This window comes from Bradyrhizobium sp. AS23.2 (genome assembly GCF_001908185.1).
In the GTDB taxonomy this organism is placed as follows: domain Bacteria; phylum Pseudomonadota; class Alphaproteobacteria; order Rhizobiales; family Xanthobacteraceae; genus Bradyrhizobium.
Window position 1 is genome coordinate 1 of the sequence record NZ_LGHM01000144.1, and the last position, 18250, is coordinate 18250.

General features: G+C 63.8%; 21 protein-coding genes, 2 tRNA genes and 1 pseudogene. 8 read left to right on the forward strand and 16 right to left on the reverse strand.

All coding sequences use genetic code 11. From position 1 onward, the window contains the following. Positions 1 to 122 precede the first annotated feature (122 nt). Together AC630_RS28365 and AC630_RS47880 are read right to left on the reverse strand one after the other, a co-directional pair. Entirely contained in the window at positions 123 to 794 is a 672-nt protein-coding gene (locus tag AC630_RS28365; protein WP_245330545.1) for a mechanosensitive ion channel family protein, read from the reverse strand. Continuing rightward, positions 767 to 898, reverse strand: a complete 132-nt coding sequence (locus AC630_RS47880; RefSeq protein WP_283808458.1) for a hypothetical protein — start codon at positions 896 to 898, stop codon at positions 767 to 769. The genes AC630_RS28365 and AC630_RS47880 overlap by 28 nt, the downstream gene beginning before the upstream one ends. A gap of 373 nt (positions 899 to 1271) precedes the next feature. Here AC630_RS47880 and AC630_RS28370 point away from each other — a divergent pair, with 373 nt between their 5' ends. From AC630_RS28370 to AC630_RS28390, 6 genes are read left to right on the forward strand one after another with little or no spacing between them, the layout of a single operon-like run. After that, a complete protein-coding gene (locus AC630_RS28370; RefSeq protein ID WP_502691545.1) occupies positions 1272 to 1883 on the forward strand; it encodes a c-type cytochrome in 612 nt (203 codons plus the stop codon). An 11-nt stretch (positions 1884 to 1894) separates the two neighbouring features. After that, complete coding sequence (locus AC630_RS28375) at positions 1895 to 3133, forward strand: cytochrome c (RefSeq protein ID WP_074121785.1); 1239 nt, start codon at positions 1895 to 1897, stop codon at positions 3131 to 3133. Between the two features lie 8 nt (positions 3134 to 3141). Continuing rightward, positions 3142 to 3318 carry a hypothetical protein gene (locus tag AC630_RS45675; protein WP_167561299.1) on the forward strand — a complete coding sequence of 59 codons (177 nt, stop codon included), beginning with the start codon at positions 3142 to 3144 and terminating at the stop codon, positions 3316 to 3318. Next, entirely contained in the window at positions 3315 to 3878 is a 564-nt protein-coding gene (locus AC630_RS28380; RefSeq protein ID WP_074121786.1) for a cupredoxin domain-containing protein, read from the forward strand. The genes AC630_RS45675 and AC630_RS28380 overlap by 4 nt, the downstream gene beginning before the upstream one ends. After that, a complete protein-coding gene (locus AC630_RS28385; protein WP_074121755.1) occupies positions 3865 to 5487 on the forward strand; it encodes a b(o/a)3-type cytochrome-c oxidase subunit 1 in 1623 nt (540 codons plus the stop codon). Before AC630_RS28380 ends, AC630_RS28385 begins: the two co-directional genes overlap by 14 nt. Beyond that, on the forward strand, positions 5487 to 6302 hold the full coding sequence (locus tag AC630_RS28390) for a c-type cytochrome (protein WP_074121756.1): 816 nt from the start codon (positions 5487 to 5489) through the stop codon (positions 6300 to 6302). The genes AC630_RS28385 and AC630_RS28390 overlap by 1 nt, the downstream gene beginning before the upstream one ends. Positions 6303 to 6445: 143 nt before the next feature. On the opposite strand, the gene AC630_RS48440 is transcribed toward AC630_RS28390, so the two are convergent. The 3 genes and pseudogenes from AC630_RS48440 to lipA form a co-directional block, all read right to left on the reverse strand. Then, positions 6446 to 6625 carry a hypothetical protein gene (locus AC630_RS48440; RefSeq protein WP_502691543.1) on the reverse strand — a complete coding sequence of 60 codons (180 nt, stop codon included), beginning with the start codon at positions 6623 to 6625 and terminating at the stop codon, positions 6446 to 6448. Then, a pseudogene (locus AC630_RS28395) lies at positions 6573 to 6929 on the reverse strand (type II toxin-antitoxin system RatA family toxin); the annotation flags it as partial. The gene AC630_RS48440 and the pseudogene AC630_RS28395, both read right to left, overlap by 53 nt. Positions 6930 to 6935: 6 nt before the next feature. Further along, on the reverse strand, positions 6936 to 7892 hold the full coding sequence (gene lipA / locus AC630_RS28400; RefSeq protein WP_074121758.1) for a lipoyl synthase: 957 nt from the start codon (positions 7890 to 7892) through the stop codon (positions 6936 to 6938). Between the two features lie 130 nt (positions 7893 to 8022). Between lipA and AC630_RS28405 the strand changes: the two genes are divergently transcribed. Beyond that, positions 8023 to 8625, forward strand: a complete 603-nt coding sequence (locus tag AC630_RS28405) for a DNA-3-methyladenine glycosylase (RefSeq protein WP_074121759.1) — start codon at positions 8023 to 8025, stop codon at positions 8623 to 8625. Between the two features lie 110 nt (positions 8626 to 8735). On the opposite strand, the gene AC630_RS28410 is transcribed toward AC630_RS28405, so the two are convergent. The 9 genes from AC630_RS28410 to AC630_RS28450 form a co-directional block, all read right to left on the reverse strand. Next, positions 8736 to 11612, reverse strand: coding sequence for a valine--tRNA ligase (locus AC630_RS28410; protein ID WP_074121760.1), 2877 nt, complete (start codon positions 11610 to 11612; stop codon positions 8736 to 8738). Positions 11613 to 11754: 142 nt separating this feature from the next. After that, positions 11755 to 12519: a PopZ family protein gene (locus AC630_RS28415; RefSeq protein ID WP_074121787.1), complete on the reverse strand. Its 765-nt coding sequence runs from the start codon at positions 12517 to 12519 to the stop codon at positions 11755 to 11757. A 303-nt stretch (positions 12520 to 12822) separates the two neighbouring features. After that, positions 12823 to 14208 carry a TolC family outer membrane protein gene (locus AC630_RS28420; protein WP_074121761.1) on the reverse strand — a complete coding sequence of 462 codons (1386 nt, stop codon included), beginning with the start codon at positions 14206 to 14208 and terminating at the stop codon, positions 12823 to 12825. 204 nt (positions 14209 to 14412) lie between these two features. Continuing rightward, positions 14413 to 15075, reverse strand: a complete 663-nt coding sequence (locus tag AC630_RS28425) for a protein-L-isoaspartate O-methyltransferase family protein (RefSeq protein ID WP_074121762.1) — start codon at positions 15073 to 15075, stop codon at positions 14413 to 14415. A gap of 142 nt (positions 15076 to 15217) precedes the next feature. Continuing rightward, the gene (locus tag AC630_RS28430; RefSeq protein WP_074121763.1) at positions 15218 to 15397 is read right to left on the reverse strand and encodes a hypothetical protein; all 180 of its coding nucleotides are present in this window, start codon (positions 15395 to 15397) and stop codon (positions 15218 to 15220) included. Positions 15398 to 15611: 214 nt separating this feature from the next. Further along, positions 15612 to 15686 (reverse strand) — tRNA-Asn (locus tag AC630_RS28435). A 135-nt stretch (positions 15687 to 15821) separates the two neighbouring features. Beyond that, entirely contained in the window at positions 15822 to 16190 is a 369-nt protein-coding gene (locus AC630_RS28440) for a hypothetical protein (protein WP_074121764.1), read from the reverse strand. Between the two features lie 133 nt (positions 16191 to 16323). Further along, the gene (locus tag AC630_RS48445) at positions 16324 to 16548 is read right to left on the reverse strand and encodes a hypothetical protein (RefSeq protein ID WP_502691544.1); all 225 of its coding nucleotides are present in this window, start codon (positions 16546 to 16548) and stop codon (positions 16324 to 16326) included. 349 nt (positions 16549 to 16897) lie between these two features. Next, a complete protein-coding gene (locus tag AC630_RS28450) occupies positions 16898 to 17158 on the reverse strand; it encodes a hypothetical protein (RefSeq protein WP_074121788.1) in 261 nt (86 codons plus the stop codon). Between the two features lie 262 nt (positions 17159 to 17420). On the opposite strand from AC630_RS28450, the gene AC630_RS28455 reads away from it, so the two are divergent. Continuing rightward, the gene (locus AC630_RS28455) at positions 17421 to 17615 is read left to right on the forward strand and encodes a hypothetical protein (protein ID WP_074121765.1); all 195 of its coding nucleotides are present in this window, start codon (positions 17421 to 17423) and stop codon (positions 17613 to 17615) included. Positions 17616 to 17707: 92 nt separating this feature from the next. Here AC630_RS28455 and AC630_RS45680 read toward each other — a convergent pair whose 3' ends face one another. Together AC630_RS45680 and AC630_RS28460 are read right to left on the reverse strand one after the other, a co-directional pair. After that, positions 17708 to 17854 (reverse strand): hypothetical protein, encoded by a 147-nt coding sequence (locus AC630_RS45680; protein WP_167561300.1) that lies wholly within the window; start codon positions 17852 to 17854, stop codon positions 17708 to 17710. Between the two features lie 181 nt (positions 17855 to 18035). Continuing rightward, positions 18036 to 18109: transfer RNA gene (locus AC630_RS28460), tRNA-Cys, on the reverse strand. Positions 18110 to 18250 lie beyond the last annotated feature (141 nt).

Sequence of the window (18250 nt, forward strand, 5' to 3'; positions counted from 1 at the left end):
CCCAGGCCGCGTCGCTCAAAACCAAACGATCCATCACACCCAAGGCGACCTCCCCAAAAGAAGCCTTGAATCTGATTTGCACTTAAATGGGAATCCTTAGAGTCCACACCACCTAGAGGTCCTTACGCCGCCGCGAGCAGCGCGCTCGCATGGTCGAGCACCCGCTGTTTGACGGCATCGGCATCGGATGGCTTCACCTTTGCGCTGACGGTCAATTCCACGAGCGGCGCGGCGGGATCGGCGGCGATCACCTTCGACACATTGACCGACGGCGCGGTCCGCTCGTCGATGCGCGGATCCTCGCGCAACTCCTTCAGGATCTGGTCGGCCAGCGCATTGGCCGAACCGGCCCTGACGGGAAACATCACCTTGACCTCGCCTGTGCCAGGATAGGCGTTGTGATTGATGATGGCCGCGCCCCACACTTGCCCGTTCGGAAGCAGGATCTGCGTATTGTCGGCCGCGACGAGCTCGGTCATGAACAGCGACAGTGATCGCACCTTTCCGGTCTTGCCGCCGACCTCGACGTCATCGCCGATGTGGAAGGGCCGAAACAACAGCAGCATCACGCCGGCAGCGAGATTGGAGAGCGTGCCCTGCAAGGCAAGACCAATGGCGAGTGATGTCGCGCCCAGCACGGCGACCAGACTCGCGGTCTGGATGCCGAAGAGCTGAAGCGCGGCGATGCCGACGATCGCCAGCACGCCGTAGCGCGCGACGCTGGCAACGAACAACGTCACGAGGGGATCGACCCGGTGCCCGACGTTCAGCATGCGGGTGACGAAGCGCTGCATTGTGCCGGCCAGTACCAGCCGATCGCGAGCAGCAGGATCGCGTAGACCGCATTCAGCCCATACAGGACGAGCGAAGCTTTCAGCGTATCGAAATTGATGGTCATGGCGGCTTCCACCCGGACAATCGGTTGAGAACTCACCGCGACGCGAAACGATCCCTTCGTTGCGCGCCATCCGGGCTACGAGAGCTTGCATTACAGGTCTTCTCTTTTGAAAAAGCACGCAAATTTTGTCGAAATCGATCATCATCATTGCGTTGCAAAAGGGCGACCAAGCGTCATCGTTCGGTTCCGAGCTTGCGCGCAACTATATTGGCGCAATAATAGCGGACTACGTTGTGGCCTGGAATCAACCCGGTCCTGCTTTCTGGAGGGCGACGGCGTGTTCGCTCGCTACACTGCTCTGGCAATCGTCATTGCCGCCTTGGCCGCCTTTGATAGTGCAGCCGCACAAACGGCCAACCAGCCGCCGGATACGATGGCGGCGCGGGTGGAAGCCTGCACGCCCTGTCACGGCAACAAGGGCGAAGGCACCAGCGATGTCTATTTCCCGCGACTCGGCGGCAAGCCGGCCGGCTATCTCTACAACCAGCTCCTCGCCTTCCGCAGCGGCCGGCGCAAATATCCGCCGATGAACTATCTGCTGGAGTTTCTGCCTGACCCGTATCTGGAGGCAATGGCGGAGTATTTTGCCAACGAGCATCCGCCACTGCCGCCGCCGGCGCCGAGCGAGGTCAGCAAGGAAGTCCTCGCGCAGGGCGAGTTGCTTGCAACCCGCGGCGATGCGGGGCGCAACATTCCTGCCTGCGTCAGCTGCCATGGCCCAGGACTGACGGGTATGCAGCCCGGCATCCCCGGCCTGCTTGGCCTGCGCGCCAATTACATCAGCGCCCAGCTCGGCGCCTGGCGTTACGGTACCCGCACCGCGAAATCGCCCGACTGCATGCAGGTCGTCGCGGGCCATTTGACCGAGGCTGACGTCACCGCCGTTGCGGCCTGGCTCGCGACGCGGGCGGCGCCCGCCAACCCGGCGCCCGTGCCGAAAGGCACCTACGCGCTGCCCTTCGGCTGCGGCAGCCAGCCCAACTGACGAGGCGGATGATGGGCTCGAAACTGTCGATCGCACTCCTCGCACTCGCCGCGTTCACCACGGCCGCGCAGGCGCAGGACAAAACCAGTGACATCATCGCGCGCGGCGAATATCTCGCCCGTGCCGGCGACTGCACCGCCTGCCACACCGCGCCGGACGGCCGCCTGTTCGCCGGCGGACGCGCCATGCCGACGCCATTCGGCACGCTCTACACTTCCAACATCACGCCTGACCCGGAAACCGGGATCGGCAAGTGGAGCGCCGACGACTTCTACAAGACCATGCATAGCGGCCGCTTTCCCGACGGCGGGTTGATCTATCCGGCCATGCCGTTTGCGTCCTACACGAAGGTCACGCGCGCCGACAGCGACGCGATCTTCGCCTATCTCCGATCGATCCCGCCGGTGAACCAGAGGAACCGGCCGCACGAGCTGCGCTTCCCCTATGACAACCGCCAGCTCATCCTCGGCTGGCGCACGCTGTTCTTCAGCGAGGGCGAGTTCAAGCCGGATCCGAAGCAATCGGCGGAATGGAATCGCGGCGCCTATCTGGTCGAGGGCCTCGGCCATTGCGGCATGTGCCATTCGCCGATCAACGCGCTCGGCGGCACCTCACAATCCGACGCCTTCAAGGGCGGCCTGATTCCAATGCAGAACTGGTACGCGCCCTCGCTCACCTCGAGCCGCGAGGCGGGACTCGGCGACTGGAGCATCAAGGACATCACCGATCTGCTCCAGACTGGCGTTTCGGCGCGCGGCGTCGTCTACGGCCCGATGGCCGAAGTCGTGCACAACAGCCTGCAATATCTGAGCGACGAGGACATCAGGGCGATGGCCGTCTACCTGAAGGGCATCTCGGAGCCCTCGCCGCCTCCGCCGGCAAGCTCGGCGCTGCCGACCACCGAAAGCAGCCTGCTGATCAGCCTCGGCAAGACCGTCTACGACAAGCACTGCGCGAGCTGTCACGGCCTTCAGGGCGAAGGCAAGCCGCCGCACTGGCCGCCGCTCGCCAACAACCAGTCGATCGAGATGCAGTCGGCCGTCAATCCGATCCGTATGGTGCTCAATGGCGGCTATCCGCCGGGCACCCAGGGCAATCCGATGCCCTACGGCATGCCGCCGTTCGCCGGACTCCTGTCCGACAACGAGGTCGCCGCCGTCGTTTCCTACATCCGCACGGCCTGGGGCAATCGCGGCACGCCGGTCTCGGCGCGCGAGGCCAACGAGCTGCGCTCTGCACCGCTGAATTGAGATCCGCCATGTTCAATTCCGATCCGCCGACCAGTCCAGCCGCCGCAGATCAGGCCGTCGACGAAGTCGTCGCACGTGGCCCATCCGGCGCGATCGTGCTCGCGGGCATTGCCTCGGCCTGCGTGGTCGCGATGTGGCTGGCGTTCTATCTGTTCGTCTTCCTGCCGCGCGGGTCGCTGCAATGAGCGCAGAGGAAACCCATCACAGCGCAGACGTTGCAGCCCGCGTCGAACGGCGCTGGGCCGCCATTTTCGTCATCGTCATCGTGATGATGGCCGTCCTGGCGGCGTTCGCCGGTATCCATCGCGCGACCATGCCGCAGCCGCGCGTGGAGACCACCGACCCGTCTCGCCTGCATCTGTCCGGCGAGTTCGTCGAGAGCAATCTCGGCAGCGTGCTGGAAGCCAATGGCAACGTGACCGTGCGCGCGATCGGCCAGCAATATTCTTTCACGCCGGCCTGCATCGTGGTGCCGGCCGACACGCCGATCACAATGCGCGCTACCAGCGCCGACGTCGTGCACGGCATCCTGATCCAGGGCACCAACATCAACACCATGCTGGTGCCGGGCTACGTCTCCGAGCAGCTCATGCGCTTTACGAAGACCGGCGACTATCTGATGCCCTGCCAGGAGTTTTGCAGCTTCGGCCACGAGGGCATGTGGGGCAAGGTCAAGGTGATCGACAAGACCGATTTCGCGAACCGCGCGAAGGCAGGCGGGAGGCTGAGCTGTGTTGGTGAATAGGAAGCTCATTCTCGCCCATTTCTGGTTTGCATTCGCCGTGTTCGGCGTCGCGCTCACGCTCGGCGCCTGGCAGATGTTCATTCGCAGCCCGATCGGCACCTGGCTTTCCAACCCCGAGCTCTATTACCGCTCGCTGACCGCGCACGGCACGGTGATGGGCTATGTCTTCCCGACCCTGGTCGCGATGGGCTTCGGTTATGCCATCAGCGAGTCCGCGCTGGAGCAGCGCCTGGTCGGCGTCCGCTGGGCCTGGGCCGGGTTCTGGCTGATCGTCGGCGGCAGCATCATGGCCGTGATCCCGATCGCGCTGGGGCGCGCCTCGGTGCTCTACACGTTCTATCCGCCGCTGATCGGCAACCTCTTCTACTATCTCGGCGTCGTGCTGGTCGTGGTCGGCTCCTGGATCTGGGTCGCGCTGATGTCGATCAATCTGCGCGTCTGGCGAAAGGCCCATCCCGGCGCACCGGTGCCGCTGGCGATGTTCGCCAATGTCGCGGGCTCATATCTGTGGGCATGGACCGCGGTCGGCGCCGCGCTCGAGCTGTTGCTCCAGATCATTCCCGTTGCGGCGGGGCTGAAGGCCACCATCGACGCGGGACTTGCCCGCGTGTTCTTCTCCTGGACGCTGCACGCCATCGTCTATTTCTGGCTGATGCCGACCTACATTGCCTACTACACCATCGTGCCACGCGCGATCGGCGGCCGCGTCTATTCCGACAATATGGCGCGGATTGCGTTCATCCTGTTCCTGGTGGTGGCGATGCCGATCGGCATGCATCACACCTTCGCCGACCCGCAGGTCGGTGCCGGCTTCAAGTTCGTCCATTCGGCCTTCACGGCGCTGGTCACGCTGCCGACGTTTCTCACCGTCTTTACGATCTGCGCATCCGTCGAGATCGCTGCGCGCCTCCGCGGTGGGCGCGGCATGTTCGGCTGGATCAGGGTGCTGCCCTGGGACAACCCGATGATGCTGGCGCTTGCGTTCTCCTTCGTCATGCTCGGCTTCGGCGGCGCCGGCGGACTCATCAACATGAGCTATCAGCTCGACGCGTCGATCCACAACACGCAGTGGATCACCGGCCACTTCCACCTGATCTTCGGCGGCGCCATCGTGATCATGTATTTCGCGATCGCCTATGATCTGTGGCCGCATCTGACCGGCCGCGAGCTGAATGATCTCCGCCTGATCCGCACCCAGCTCTGGCTGTGGTTCATCGGCATGATCGTCACCACCTTCCCGTGGCACTGGGTCGGGATTCTGGGCATGCCGCGCCGCATGGCCTATTTCGACTTCGGCGATCCCGCGATCGCGCCGCAGGCGCTGTCAGTGACCTTCTCCGCGATCGGCGGCTTCATCCTGCTGGCGTCGGGCATCCTGTTCCTGGTCATTCTGGCCCGCGGCATGCGCGCGCCTCAGGCCGAGGCCGGCAGCTATCGCTTCGCGGTTGCTGTGCATCAATCGGCGACGGTTCCGGTCGCACTCAACACGCACGCGCTGTGGGTGGCGCTGATGATCGCCCTCACCATCACCAATTACGGCTATCCGATCCTCACCTTGGCGACCACCGAGGGCACGTCGGTGCCCGCCGTCTATGTGGGAGCGCAGTGATGAGCGCGCGCGACCTCTTCACTTTCCGCAATCCCCATTTCACGCGAGGCGTCGGCATCACCGCCGCGATCCTGATCGTGACGGCGATTGTCGGCTTCATCGTGCTGCCCTTCGCGCAGCCCTGGGTCCAATTCGCAAATGTCTGGGATGCGATCTGCAGCGCCGCCGGTGTGCCGCAGCGCTTGGCAGGCGTCGCAGCCCCCGAGCAGGCCAAGCGCCTGTCGGAGGTCGTGCTGACCTCACACACTCTGTCGCGTCCGAGCCAGGAGGCGATCGGCCGCGGCGCGACGCTGGCGCAGCGCTGCGCGATCTGCCACGGCCCGACCGGCCTCAGCCGCGCGGATTCGCCCAACCTTGCGGGCCAATACGCGGCGGTGATCTACAAGGAGCTGCATGATTTCCGCTCCGGCGCGCGCACCAATGCCGTGATGTCGCCATTCGCGGTCAACCTGACGGACCAGGAGATCGCCGATCTCTCCGACTATTACGCCTTTCTGCCGCGGCTTCCCGCCTATCATCCGACGCCGCAACTGCCCAAGCCCAGCATCGTCATCTACGGCGCGCCAATGCGCGGGATCGCGCCCTGCGGCTCCTGCCATGGCAGCCTCGACAACAAGACCGGCAGCCCATGGCTGGAGGGACAGTCGGAGGCTTATTTGAAGGCGCAACTCCAGGCCTTCGCGTCCGGAGAACGGCGCAACGACATCAGCCAGCAGATGCGCAATATCGCACGCGCGATGACGCCGCAGGAGATTGAGCAGGCGGCGGCCTATTACGCCTCGCAGCCGCCGGATATCGTCAAGGCGGTGGATTGAAGTAAGCAACTCGTGCCCCGGACGCAGCGCAGCGCTCCTTCAGCGGTGCGCTGCAGAGCCGGGGCCCATCTATCGGAGTCTAAGGCAATGGGTCCCGGCTCTGCGCAGCAACGCTACGCGTCCGGGACCAGAGCTGCAACTACCTACGACGAAGCCAGCTTCGGCCGGCCGTAGATCGCATCCGCCCGCTTCTCGAACGCGGCTGAAAAGCGCGCGAACGCGGCGTCGAACATCGAGCCCATCAGCATCGCCAGCATCCGGCTCTTGAACTCGTAGGCGAGGAAGAAGCCGACGTCGCAGACGCCCTCGCCCCCCCTGCTCATCCTTGGGCTCGAACGTCCAGCGATTTTCCAGCTTTCTGAACGGCCCCTGCAGATACTCGACGAGGATTTTCAGGTTGGCGCGGTCGAGCGTGACGCGACTGGTGAAGGATTCCTTGACCAGCTTGAACGACACCGTCATGTCGGCGACCAGCACCTCGGTGCCGTCGGGCTTCGCCATGCGCTGGCGCACCTTCAGCGCGCTGCACAGCGGCACGAATTCCGGGTAGCGCTCGACATCGGCGACCAGATTAAACATTTCGGACGCGCTGTGGTTGACGCGGTGCTTGCTCGAAACTCGATGCATTGGATGTCAGCGGGCCTGAGCGGCCCGCGCTGCCTTCAGTCTTGCGAAATCCTCGCCCGCGTGATGCGACGAACGGGTGAGCGGGCTCGCCGACACCATCAGGAACCCCTTGGTGTAGGCAACCTTCTCGTAGGATGAGAACTCGTCCGGCGGCACATAGCGCATCACCGCATGGTGCTTGCGGGTCGGCTGGAGATATTGCCCGATGGTCAGGAAGTCGACGTCGGCCGAGCGCAGATCGTCCATCACCTGCTGCACCTCGTGGCGCTCCTCGCCGAGGCCAACCATGATGCCGGACTTGGTGAAGATCGTGGGGTCGATCTCCTTGACCCGCTGCAACAGCCGGATCGAATGGAAGTAGCGCGCGCCGGGTCGAACCGTGAGGTAGCGCGAGGGCACAGTTTCCAGATTATGATTGAAGACGTCGGGCTTGGCCGCGGCGACAACCTCGAGCGCGCCGTCCTTGCGCAGGAAGTCGGGCGTCAGGATCTCGATCGTCGTCGACGGACAGGCCGCGCGGATGGCTCGGATGGTCTGGGCAAAATGCTCGGCGCCGCCATCAGCAAGATCGTCGCGGTCGACCGAGGTGACCACGACGTGGGCGAGACCCAGCTTGGCCGTGGCCTCGGCCACATGCTCAGGCTCGGCCGCATCCAGCGCGTTTGGCAGGCCGGTCTTGACGTTGCAGAAGGCGCAGGCCCGGGTGCAGGTGTCACCCATGATCATGAAGGTCGCGTGCTTCTTGTCCCAGCACTCGCCGATGTTCGGGCAACCGGCCTCCTCGCACACCGTGTGCAGGCCATTGGCGCGCACGATGTTGCGGGTATCGGCATAGCCGCGGGTGTTGGGCGCGCGTACGCGGATCCAGTTCGGCTTCGGCGGTGAAGCCGAATCGGGGCGATTCACCTTTTCAGGGTGACGCGGGCGCAGCGGGTTCGAGATGGTATCGACAATAACGACCATGGGGTGTCCGGTCTGTTCAGGTCTTACCTAGTCGGTCTCGCCACGCATCGCAACCCGGCTCGCGCCGCTTCATGGAACATGGCAGATATGGGCAATATCTTGCTCTGTTCTCTGGCGATTCTCACCTCGAATGGCTCCAAACTCGAAGACCTCTACCCCGCGGCTTGGCAAGCCGCTGAAGCGTGCCTTTTTCGGGCGCAGCGTCCATGAGGTCGCGCCCGACCTGATCGGAGCGACCATGCTGGTCGACGGCGTCGGCGGCATCATTGTCGAGGTCGAGGCCTATCATCATACCGAGCCTGCAGCGCACTCCTTTAACGGTGCGACGCCGCGGAACCAGGTGATGTTCGGCCCGCCTGGCTTTGCCTATGTCTACCGCTCTTACGGCATCCACTGGTGCGTGAACTTCGTCTGCGAGAAGGAAGGCTCTGCCAGCGCCGTACTGATCCGCGCGCTGGAGCCAACGCACGGCATCGCCGCGATGCGCCGGCGCCGCCATCTCCAGGACCTGCACGCACTGTGCTCAGGACCGGGCAAGCTGACCGAAGCGCTCGGCATCACCATCGCGCACAACGCCCTGCCGCTGGACCGGCCACCGATTGCACTGCATGCGCGGACGGCGGACGTCGAAGTCGCAGCAGGCATCCGGATCGGTATCACCAAGGCCGTCGAGTTACCCTGGCGCTATGGCGTCAGGGGTTCGAAATTCCTAAGCAAGCCGTTTCCGAAGTGATTGTCGTTCCGGGGCGCATCGAAGACGCAAACCCGGAACCCCGAGAACCTCGGGTGCGCAATTGCGCACCGGAGTTCGATGCTGCGCATCGCCCCGGAATGACAGCAAAGTCACGACGCCTGCTTCAGCCGCTCCAGCGCCTCGAGGAGCTTGGCCTTGCGCGCCAGCGCCGCCTCGCGCTTTTCGCGCTCCTCCTCGACGACCTCCTCGGCCGCATTGGCGACGAATTTCTCGTTCGCCAGCTTGGACTCGGCGCGCTTGATGTCGGCGTCGGCTTTCGCGATCTCCTTGTCGAGGCGGGTGCGCTCGGCGGCGACGTCGATCACGCCCTTGAGCGGCAGTGAGGCGACCTCGCCGCGCACGAGGAGCTGGACCGCGCCGTCAGGTGCGCGGTCGGCGAAGGAGATGTCGGACAGCCGGGCCATACGCTTGATGACGTCGGTCCAGCGCGGTGCGCGTTCCCTGGTCTCGGCCGAAGCGCCTGCGAGCACCAGCGCCGTCAGCGTTGCCGGCGGGATGTTCATCTCGGCGCGCACCGAGCGGATCTGGGTGATGAGGTCGATGACCCAGCCGATCTCGGCTTCCGCCTTTGGATCGGTGAAATCGGCATGGTCGAAGATCGGCATGATCAAGGCCGGCGAGATCAGCGGATCGGTTGGCCCGGCCGCCGCGGCCAGCATTGCGAGCTGCTCCGGCGTCGGGTCGGCCGGCTTCAGCGGCCATGATGCCAGTGCGAGCAGGCCCTCGCGCTTGGCCGTCACCTCCCACAGCTCTTCGGTGATGAAGGGCATGAAGGGGTGCAGCAACTTCAGGATCTCGTCGCGCGCCCAGGCGACCATGGCGCGGGTTTCGTCCTTGGCGGGGCCATCCGGACCGAGCAGCACAGGCTTTGCGAGCTCGACATACCAGTCGCAATAAACGTTCCACACGAAGCGATAGATCGCGCCTGCGGCATCGTTGAAGCGGTAGGCTTCGATCGCCTCGGTCACCTCGCGCGTGGTGTGCGCACTCTCGTGCGCGATCCAGCGGTTCAGGGTCTCCTTCACCTTCGCCGGCTCGAAACCGTCGGGCACGGCGCAGTGGTTCATCTCCGCAAAGCGGGATGCGTTCCAGAGCTTGGTCGCGAAATTGCGGTAGCCCTCGACACGGCTGGTGGCGAGCTTGATGTCGCGCCCCTGAGCGGCCATCGCAGCCAGCGTGAAGCGCAGCGCGTCGGCGCCGTATTCGTCGATCAGGTGGAGCGGATCGATGACGTTGCCCTTCGACTTCGACATCTTGGCGCCCTTCTCGTCGCGGACGAGAGCGTGAATGTAGATCGTCGAGAACGGCACTTCCTTCATGAAGTGCAGTCCCATCATCATCATCCGGGCGACCCAGAAGAAGATGATGTCGAAGCCGGTCACCAGCGCATTGGTCGGGTAGTAGCGCTTCACCTCCGGCGCGTCTTCGGGCCAGCCGAGCGTCGAGAATGGCCACAGCGCTGAGGAGAACCAGGTGTCGAGCACGTCTTCATCACGCGTGATGAAGCCTTCGCGCTTGTTGCGGTCGAGCGCCATCTCGCGCCCCTGCTCCGGCGAGATGACCTCCTGCTCGACGTAATAGCCGAGCGCGTGGCTGATCGCCTCCTCCTCGGTCTCGGCGACGAACACCTTGCCATCCGGGCCGTACCAGGCCGGGATCTGGTGCCCCCACCAGAGCTGGCGCGAGATGCACCAGGGCTGGATGTTCTCCATCCATTCGAAATAGGTCTTTTCCCAGTTCTTCGGCACGAAGCTGGTTTCGCCCGAACGAACCGCTGCGATCGCCGGCTTGGCCAGCGTCTTGGCGTCGACGTACCATTGGTCGGTCAGGTACGGCTCGATCACCGTGCCGGAGCGATCGCCATGCGGCACCATGTGGGTGTGCGGCTCGATCCGCTCGACGAAGCCGAACGATTCCAGCCGCTCGACGATGCGCTTGCGCGCAGCGAAGCGGTCGACCTTGTGAAACTCCTCGGCGAACTGCGAGGCGCCTTCGGGCAGGTCGCGCAGATAATCCTCGTTGTCGAGGAGATCGAGACAACCTTCCTTGTCGATGACGCTGATCCGGCCCAGGCCGTGGCGATTGCCGACCTCGAAATCATTGAAGTCATGCGCCGGCGTCACCTTCACCGCGCCCGAGCCCTTGTCCGGATCGGAATATTCGTCGGCGACGATCCGGATCTTGCGGCCAACCAGCGGCAGGATCACGTTCTTGCCGACCAGCTTCTGATAGCGTTCGTCGTCGGGATGCACGGCCACGCCGGTATCGCCGAGCATGGTCTCGGGCCGTGTGGTGGCGACGACGATGAAGCTCGAGGGATCCTCGGGGCTGAACGTCTTGCCCTCGATGGGATAGCGCAGGTACCAGAGGCTGCCCTTGACCTCGGTCTGCTGCACTTCGAGATCGGAGATCGCGGTCAGCAGCTTGGTGTCCCAGTTCACCAGCCGCTTGTCCTTGTAGATCAGGCCATCACGGTGCAGCTCGACGAACACCTTGACGACGGCCTTGGACAGACCCTCGTCCATGGTGAAGCGCTCGCGCGACCAGTCGCAGGAGGCGCCGAGCCGCTTGAGCTGGTTGATGATGGTGTCGCCGCTCTCGGCCTTCCACTGCCAGACCCGCTCCAGAAACTTCTCGCGGCCCATCTCGCGGCGGCCGGGCTGCTGGCGCTCCATCAGCTGTCGCTCGACCACCATCTGGGTGGCGATGCCGGCATGGTCGGTGCCGGGCTGCCACAGCACGTCGCGGCCGCGCATCCGCTCGAAGCGGCACAGGATATCCTGGAGCGTGTTGTTGAGGGCATGGCCCATATGCAGCGAGCCCGTCACGTTCGGCGGCGGGATCACGATGGTAAAGGGCGCCGCGTCGCGGCGGTCGGGACGGCCGGCCTTGAAGGCAAGGCTGTCCTCCCACACGACGGACATACGGGCTTCGATATCGGCGGGCTGGTAATTTTTCTCGATCATGGGGCTGCTAGAAAGCCGCGCGAGGGGGGCAAGTCAACGAAAAGGTCAACGGATAGCAAGCGGCAATGGGGCTTCCCGGCGCGGTCGGAAGGCCTGTCATCACGCACAAGCGGGGCTTTATGAGGGCTCTGCGGCCGGGTTTCTACCTTCCGCCGCGCGAGACTCGCTCGATTTCGGCCTTCACGATGCGTTCAACCAAGCCCGGCAGGTTGTCGTCGAGCCAGGACTTGAGCATCGGACGCAGCATCTCCTTGACCAGGTCCTCCAGTGTCCGCGCATTGCTGCTGAGCACGGTATGGGCCAGCGAGTTGAAGGCGGACTCGACCGCCGAGACCGTCGATTGCGCGAGGATCGGCTGCTGCGGCGGAAGCGGCGGCGCATCGAAGTCCACCGGCGCATAGGACGGCGCTGGGCGCGGCTGTGGCGATTCGGCGAATTCGAGATCGTCGCGCGGATCGACCCGGTGGAAGCTCGGCGGCGGAGGCGGTGTCGGGTCCATCGCCATATCGTCGGTCAGTTCGAGCACGTCAGGCTCGGGCTCGGGCTCGGGTTCCGGAGCACGGACCTCGGGCGCAGGCGTGGCGGCGTCGAGCCCGGCCAGCAGCGCGTCGATATCGTCCTGGCCGTTGGGTGAATCCGTCGCGGGCGCAGTGGGCGCAGGTGTTGGTGCCGGCTTTGCGGCCGATGGAGGTTCGGGCTTCTCTTCGGCAGGTTTGGCCGGCGCGGCCTTGGATGGCGGAATGTTCTTGATCGCCTGCGGCTTTGGCGACGCAGCGGGCGCCGCAGCTTTCTCGGGCTTGGCGGCTTCCGTCGGCGGCGGCTTGGCCTCATCGTCGGCAATGATGCGCCGGATCGAGGCCAGAATCTCCTCCATCGAGGGTTCTGTAACCTTTGCAGGCTGCGTCATCTCCGACTCCACATGATCAACGCCCTCGCATGCGCTGTTTTACACCAAGCACGACAGGATTGGCCGGTTTCGGACAGGAGCCCCGACATTTTCGTCGCGACAACCCGACTTGTCCCCAGTTCACGGCTCAACGTGCAGCGGTGCGGCCCCTGCCCTCGGCACTCAAGCTTTACGCACACGACAAACGGATGCGGGACGAATCGACCCGCAACTTCTTGGCAAGGCTATGTCAGGGATTTTGACGATTGCAAGCAAAGCGCAGGTCGGCCTCGACTATCTGCGAGGCCGACCTGATTGCGGCGATCAGCGCCCGTCCGGCGTGCGAACACCGGCCCAGCTGTCGCGGACCTGCTGGTAGTGAACGCTGGGATCGTAAATCGTGGTCGCCAGGCCGAGGACCTGCGGTGACAGCCGGCCGACGGCGGCGAGGACGTTGTAAGACGCAACGACCCGGTCGTGCTGCGCGGTGACCAGCGCGACGCGCGCATTGACCAGCGCCTGCTGCGCATTGAGCACGTCGAGCGTGGTACGTTGGCCAGCCTTGGCTTCTTCGCGCACGCCATTCAGCGCGATCTCCGACGCCGTGACCTGTGCCTGCGCGGATTGCACCTGCGCCTTGCCGGCCTGCAAGTTCCCCCACCACTGCACCACGGTCGCGCGGGCCTGGTCGCGGGTCGTTTCGAGGTTGAGACGCTGCTGCGCCAGGTTCTCTTTCGATTGCCGGATCAGCGAATATTCTGCGCCGCCCTGATAGATCGGCACGGAGGCTGTCGCGATGGCGGAAGCGGTCGTCTGTCGGAAGATCGTGAGCTGCTGCTGGTATGCTTGGGTGACGCCAGCCTGGACCGAGACCGTCGGCAGCAGCGCGCCTTCGGCGACCTTGACCTGTAGATAATTGACGTCGATGCCGAACATTGCGGCCGTGACGTTCGGATTCTCGACAAGGCCGAGCTCGACCGCCGAGGCGAGGGTTGCAGGAAAGAAGCGGTCGACCGGCGAGCCCGGCGCGAGATTCGTCGGCTCGTTGCCGATGATGCGGCGGAAGTTCGCCCGCGTCGTGGTGAGATTCGCTTCGGCTTGCAGTGCCTGCGTCTTGCCCGCCGCCAACTGCGCTTCGGATTGCGCCACGTCGGTACGCGTCACCTCGCCGACGTTGAAGCGATCGCGCGTTTGCTTGAGCGTCTGTTCGAGCACGCGCACGTTGCTGCGCTGGACCTCCAGCGTGGCGGCGTCGCGCAGATAGTCCATGTAGATCGTGGCGCCGTTCAGCAGCACGCTTTGATCGAGGCTGCGCAGCGCTTCGCGCGAACCGGACACCTGGCTCTCTGCCGCGCGCGTCCTGTTGGCCGTCTGATTGCCGTTGTAGAGCGTCTGGTTGATGGTCAGGCTGGCGCTGTTGGGCTGAAGGTCACCATGAATCGGCGGGCCCTTCTGCAACGGCTGGGTATCCTGATATTGAAAGCCGGCGCTCGCCGTCAGCGCGACCTTGGGGCGATAGCCCGACAAGGCTTGCGGCACGTTCTCGTCGGTGGAGCGCACCTGGGCGCGCTGTGCATTGAGCTGCGGGTTGTTCTGATAGGCACGTACCAGCGCAGCCTCGATCGTGTCCGCCAACGCAGGCGTCGGCCCGGCAAGAGCCAGCAACAGGACCGAAACCGCAGCTCCGGTGAAGAGCTTCACCCCATGCATCCCAAAAATTCCGTTCATCTAACGCCCGACTCGTGCCCGCGAGCTGGGTTACCGTCTACCGAGTGGAGTCGTTGCCCCGTCGCAACATAGGACGCGGATTGGCGCGACGGAACTACCTCAAGGCCGTTCCCGGTGGAAACTCTTCACGTGCAGCATCCCGGCCACACTTCTGATTAAGAATGGGATTTTAACAGGCTATGCCCGTTAGAATACAAAAGCAGCGGCCCGTTCCAGCCCCGGAAGGACCGGGGCTGCGGCATCGAACAGCGTCCGATGGCCGAATTCCCCGTGGTTATGGGTCACAATCATGGCCCGCGGCGGCTTGGATTCGGCAGACACCCCGACCAGCCGCCCGCCCTCCTTGAGCTGTCCGAGCAGCCCTTCGGGCGTCACCTCGACGGCACCATTGAGGACGATCACGTCATACGGAGCGGCAGAAGGGTCACCCTCGGTGCAGGCCGCGGCCTTGCAGGTGACATTGGTGAGCCCGAGGGCAGCAAAGGCGTCCTTGGCTTTCGCCGCCAGAGCCGAATCGCATTCGGTCGCGGTGACCTGGCGCGCAAGCTTGGCCGTCAGGGCGGCGAGATAGCCCGTGGCGCAGCCGACGACCAGCACGTTGTCACCCTCGCCGATTTCGGCGGCCTGAAGCAGCTTGCCGGTCAGCTCCGGCTTGATCAGGAACCGCTTGGCGGCGCCCTCGCTCACATCGAGGTCGAGGTCGAGGTAGGCCAAAGCCTGCCTGCTGGCCGGCACGAAGGCTTCGCGCGGAACCGTGAGCATGGCGTCGAGAATACGGCGATCGGTGACGTCATTGGTGCGCACCTGGCCATCGACCATTTTTTGGCGCGCGGTCGAGAAACCGGACATTTGCGGACCCTGAAATGCGGACGATGCCGCGGACGAAAGTTGGCGGCATCTTTGGAACAGGCTTGGGGAAAACGCAACATGGCCGTTGCCCCCGAGGGGCCGGCGTCTTCCGCGCTCACCGCATATCGAGGGTCGAAACGGCCTATTCGATCGTGACCGCGAGCCGGCCGATCAGCGCGGCGACTTCGTCCAGTCGCGCCGAATCGTGTGCCTCGACGGCACGCGCGAGACAGGCCAGGCATTCATCATCACTGAGTTCGGGAACGTCTGCCGGCAGAATCGAGGGGGCCATATGGGAACGGTCGACCAGGATGTCTGGCATAGGAATCAGCTCCGTAATAATCCGGCACACACGAAGCTCGATTTGGATTGAGTCGATTTAGCGCCGCCCGCGTGGCGCGATGGCGCCATTCCACACATCTGCTTGAACGCGATTCTGCCTGGATTTGGCTGGAAGCGACGTCGAGAAATTGCTCGATCGACCTAGCGCGCCGCATCAAGGCGCAGCTACAAACGATTGAATTTGCGGCAAAATTTGGCTCCCCGGGCTGGATTCGAACCAGCGACCATCCGATTAACAGTCGGATGCTCTACCGCTGAGCTACCGAGGAAAGGGCGAACCAGTCGTTCGCGCGCGCTGCGTATAACAAAGCCGGTTGCGCTTGCAAAGGACGAATTCATCATCGTCCGCAACGCGTCGAGGAAGGGCCTTGAGCGGCCCCTCCTCCGGGCCATGTCAGGTCAGACTATTCGGCGATGAAGGACGTGGTCTTGGTGCCGGGGTCGTAGTGCAGCCGCAGCACGTTGAACTTGCAGAGGTTGACGTTCTTCCACAGGACCGACTCGTCATAGTTCTGCCAGTCGACGCGGATGTTCCAGACGCAGCCCTCATCGTCCTCGTCGAACTCGACATACGTGCTCGCCTGGTTCTGCAAAACCTTGTCGAGCTCGTTCTCCCATTCGTCCATGCCATCGTCCGGCGCGTTGAAGCCGAGAAACTTGATGGCATAGCCGGTCTCATTGACGACGGAGACGTTGCGAGAGTCAGCCGCGAACGACGGCGCAGCGGCGATCGAAAGACCGATCGCGATCAGTCCGGACAGAAAATACTTCATATAAAAATCCCCCGATCGAAACAGGCTTTCAGCGCCTGACGTCGATCGGCGCAGTCGCTGCGGCAACAAATGGCGTTGCCTCAAAGATTCGCCCGGCGCGCGATCGAAAGGCTCAACACGCGATCGATCCGCACTACGGCTCGTTGCGCGACGCGAGACGTGCAACGAGCGAGTTCTTATCGATTCGAATTCTCCGCAGCAATGAATGGGCATTCATAGATCGGCGGTGTTTGTTTTCTCCGGTACAGGCGCGGGCACCGCGGCGCCGTTTGCTCTTCCCGGTCACGGCGCCGACCAGCGCCTTCGCGGGATCGTCGCCGGGCGCAAAGCCGCTCTGGCGCAGGATCTCGTCGATCATCGGACGCAACGCGTGCACCTTGACGAGCTCGCCGGCGAGCCCTTCGCCGAAGCCGACCCCTCCGTTGCCGGCGCCGCTCCCGTTGCCGCCGAACGCGCCGCCGGTGTGCAGGATGCGGACGGATCATGGCGCCGCGGGTGCCTTCTCGGCAAAACCCCCGAAGCTTTGAAAAGAAGCGGCTTCAACGCAAACCACTTCTCGCAATTCTCAAACGAAATAATTTTTCAAGCTGACAGATATCTGTCTACTCTCGATCAATGCACAGCTTGTCCGCAACATATTCACAGCCTCGCTTCGGCAGATTTGTGTTGCAGAGGCAAACCACTTGCTGCGCACGAATCCACAGGGACTATCCACCGGCCTGGTCGAACACTGTGCGGCAAGCCTCGCTCAGGCTGGCCCGGTTGCGGCGCAGGCAGGCCGTGATCGCGCGGACATTGGGGATCTCGCCCGCGCAGAGCCGGTAGACGTCGGGGGTGCAGGCCCGGCGCTGCTCCGGTGTTCCCTGCGCATGAGCCGCGGAGGCGAACAGCGTCAGGAACAGCCCGACCGTCGAAGCGCGCCGCGCCGGGCTCCTCACGCCCGCAAACCGCAAGAACCTCGCCTTCATGACCAAGTCTCCTGTCTGCCTTGCCCGCCCCCGGCCCGCATCGGCCGATGTCGCGCGAAGAGATAGGAGAAACAAACCGCGGGGGATGTGACTTCTTTCACACTGGCGGCGCCCCCGGATCCTCATAGGATTCCACAGGATTTTTCAGGAATCGCTAACCAATCGGACCTCGATCGCCGGATCGTTAAAATGCGAACGATCGGGTCAATCGAGAGACAAACCGGCTTTGCGACATTGCGCCATCCGCGTTCCGGAGGGTGTGATGAGCGAAGCCGAATTCAACTTGCTGCTGGATACCGTCCGGGACGCCATGGTCTATGAAGATTTGGCGCCCGTACCGGAGGAGGAATTCGTGCCCCGCTCGTGGTCGTACGACGCAACGCCCAAGGCCGCCAATGACAATGAGGGCGCCTGGCCCCTCCTGCCGTTTCCGGACGGCTGGTACGCGGCCTGCTGAGACCGCCGCCTAAGCCGTCACCGCAAAAGGGATTCGCTCGCCTTGCGAGCCCGTTGATACAAAGCCCTGCGTCGCCCCTGGGCGCAGCCAGATCAAGTCTTGGCGCGCTCCTCGCCGTCCTGCGGCGCCCGGTCGGGTGCGGCCGGCGGAAAGATGCTGTCATAGATCGCGCGGGCCTCACGAATGAGGCGAGCCCGTTCCAGCTCAGATTTCGGGACAAATCGGACGACGTCGCCCACGTGCTCTCCAGCGCTCGATTGTTGGGATATGCATCAGCCAGCCGATGCGAACTTTATGCCATCGGCCCTGAATCGGAAGTTGCAAGCGCCGTGAGCGCGGCCCGACGACAAGCTTCGCTGGCGCGCTCTGCGGGAACGCGCGCCGAAGTCAGATTTATGCTGTAAAATCAGACGCTTGTGATGGAGGCCACGACCAGAATTGAACTGGTGTACACGGTTTTGCAGACCGTTGCGTAACCACTCCGCCACGTGGCCTCACTTAGAAAAACGTCTTAGATATCAGTAAGTAGTCGGCACTTTTACACGTGGGCGAAAACGGTCCGAGCCCCGACAGAAGTCCCCACACCTTGGAGGCGGTCCGTTGGTGTGGTTGTGCCATCGCATATAGGTCGGCTT

Excerpts from the sequence above, each read along its gene's own strand:
- AC630_RS28365 (WP_245330545.1), bottom strand. The coding sequence starts at position 794 with ATGCAGCGCTTCGTCACCCGCATGCTGAACGTCGGGCACCGGGTCGAT.
- AC630_RS47880 (WP_283808458.1), bottom strand. The coding sequence starts at position 898 with ATGACCATCAATTTCGATACGCTGAAAGCTTCGCTCGTCCTGTATGGG.
- AC630_RS28370 (WP_502691545.1), top strand. The coding sequence starts at position 1,272 with ATGGCGGCGCGGGTGGAAGCCTGCACGCCCTGTCACGGCAACAAGGGC.
- AC630_RS28375 (WP_074121785.1), top strand. The coding sequence starts at position 1,895 with ATGGGCTCGAAACTGTCGATCGCACTCCTCGCACTCGCCGCGTTCACC.
- AC630_RS45675 (WP_167561299.1), top strand. The coding sequence starts at position 3,142 with ATGTTCAATTCCGATCCGCCGACCAGTCCAGCCGCCGCAGATCAGGCC.
- AC630_RS28380 (WP_074121786.1), top strand. The coding sequence starts at position 3,315 with ATGAGCGCAGAGGAAACCCATCACAGCGCAGACGTTGCAGCCCGCGTC.
- AC630_RS28390 (WP_074121756.1), top strand. The coding sequence starts at position 5,487 with ATGAGCGCGCGCGACCTCTTCACTTTCCGCAATCCCCATTTCACGCGA.
- AC630_RS48440 (WP_502691543.1), bottom strand. The coding sequence starts at position 6,625 with ATGAGCAGGGGGGGCGAGGGCGTCTGCGACGTCGGCTTCTTCCTCGCC.
- lipA (WP_074121758.1), bottom strand. The coding sequence starts at position 7,892 with ATGGTCGTTATTGTCGATACCATCTCGAACCCGCTGCGCCCGCGTCAC.
- AC630_RS28405 (WP_074121759.1), top strand. The coding sequence starts at position 8,023 with ATGGCTCCAAACTCGAAGACCTCTACCCCGCGGCTTGGCAAGCCGCTG.
- AC630_RS28410 (WP_074121760.1), bottom strand. The coding sequence starts at position 11,612 with ATGATCGAGAAAAATTACCAGCCCGCCGATATCGAAGCCCGTATGTCC.
- AC630_RS28415 (WP_074121787.1), bottom strand. The coding sequence starts at position 12,519 with ATGACGCAGCCTGCAAAGGTTACAGAACCCTCGATGGAGGAGATTCTG.
- AC630_RS28420 (WP_074121761.1), bottom strand. The coding sequence starts at position 14,208 with ATGCATGGGGTGAAGCTCTTCACCGGAGCTGCGGTTTCGGTCCTGTTG.
- AC630_RS28425 (WP_074121762.1), bottom strand. The coding sequence starts at position 15,075 with ATGTCCGGTTTCTCGACCGCGCGCCAAAAAATGGTCGATGGCCAGGTG.
- AC630_RS28430 (WP_074121763.1), bottom strand. The coding sequence starts at position 15,397 with ATGCCAGACATCCTGGTCGACCGTTCCCATATGGCCCCCTCGATTCTG.
- AC630_RS28440 (WP_074121764.1), bottom strand. The coding sequence starts at position 16,190 with ATGAAGTATTTTCTGTCCGGACTGATCGCGATCGGTCTTTCGATCGCC.
- AC630_RS48445 (WP_502691544.1), bottom strand. The coding sequence starts at position 16,548 with ATGATCGACGAGATCCTGCGCCAGAGCGGCTTTGCGCCCGGCGACGAT.
- AC630_RS28450 (WP_074121788.1), bottom strand. The coding sequence starts at position 17,158 with ATGAAGGCGAGGTTCTTGCGGTTTGCGGGCGTGAGGAGCCCGGCGCGG.
- AC630_RS28455 (WP_074121765.1), top strand. The coding sequence starts at position 17,421 with ATGAGCGAAGCCGAATTCAACTTGCTGCTGGATACCGTCCGGGACGCC.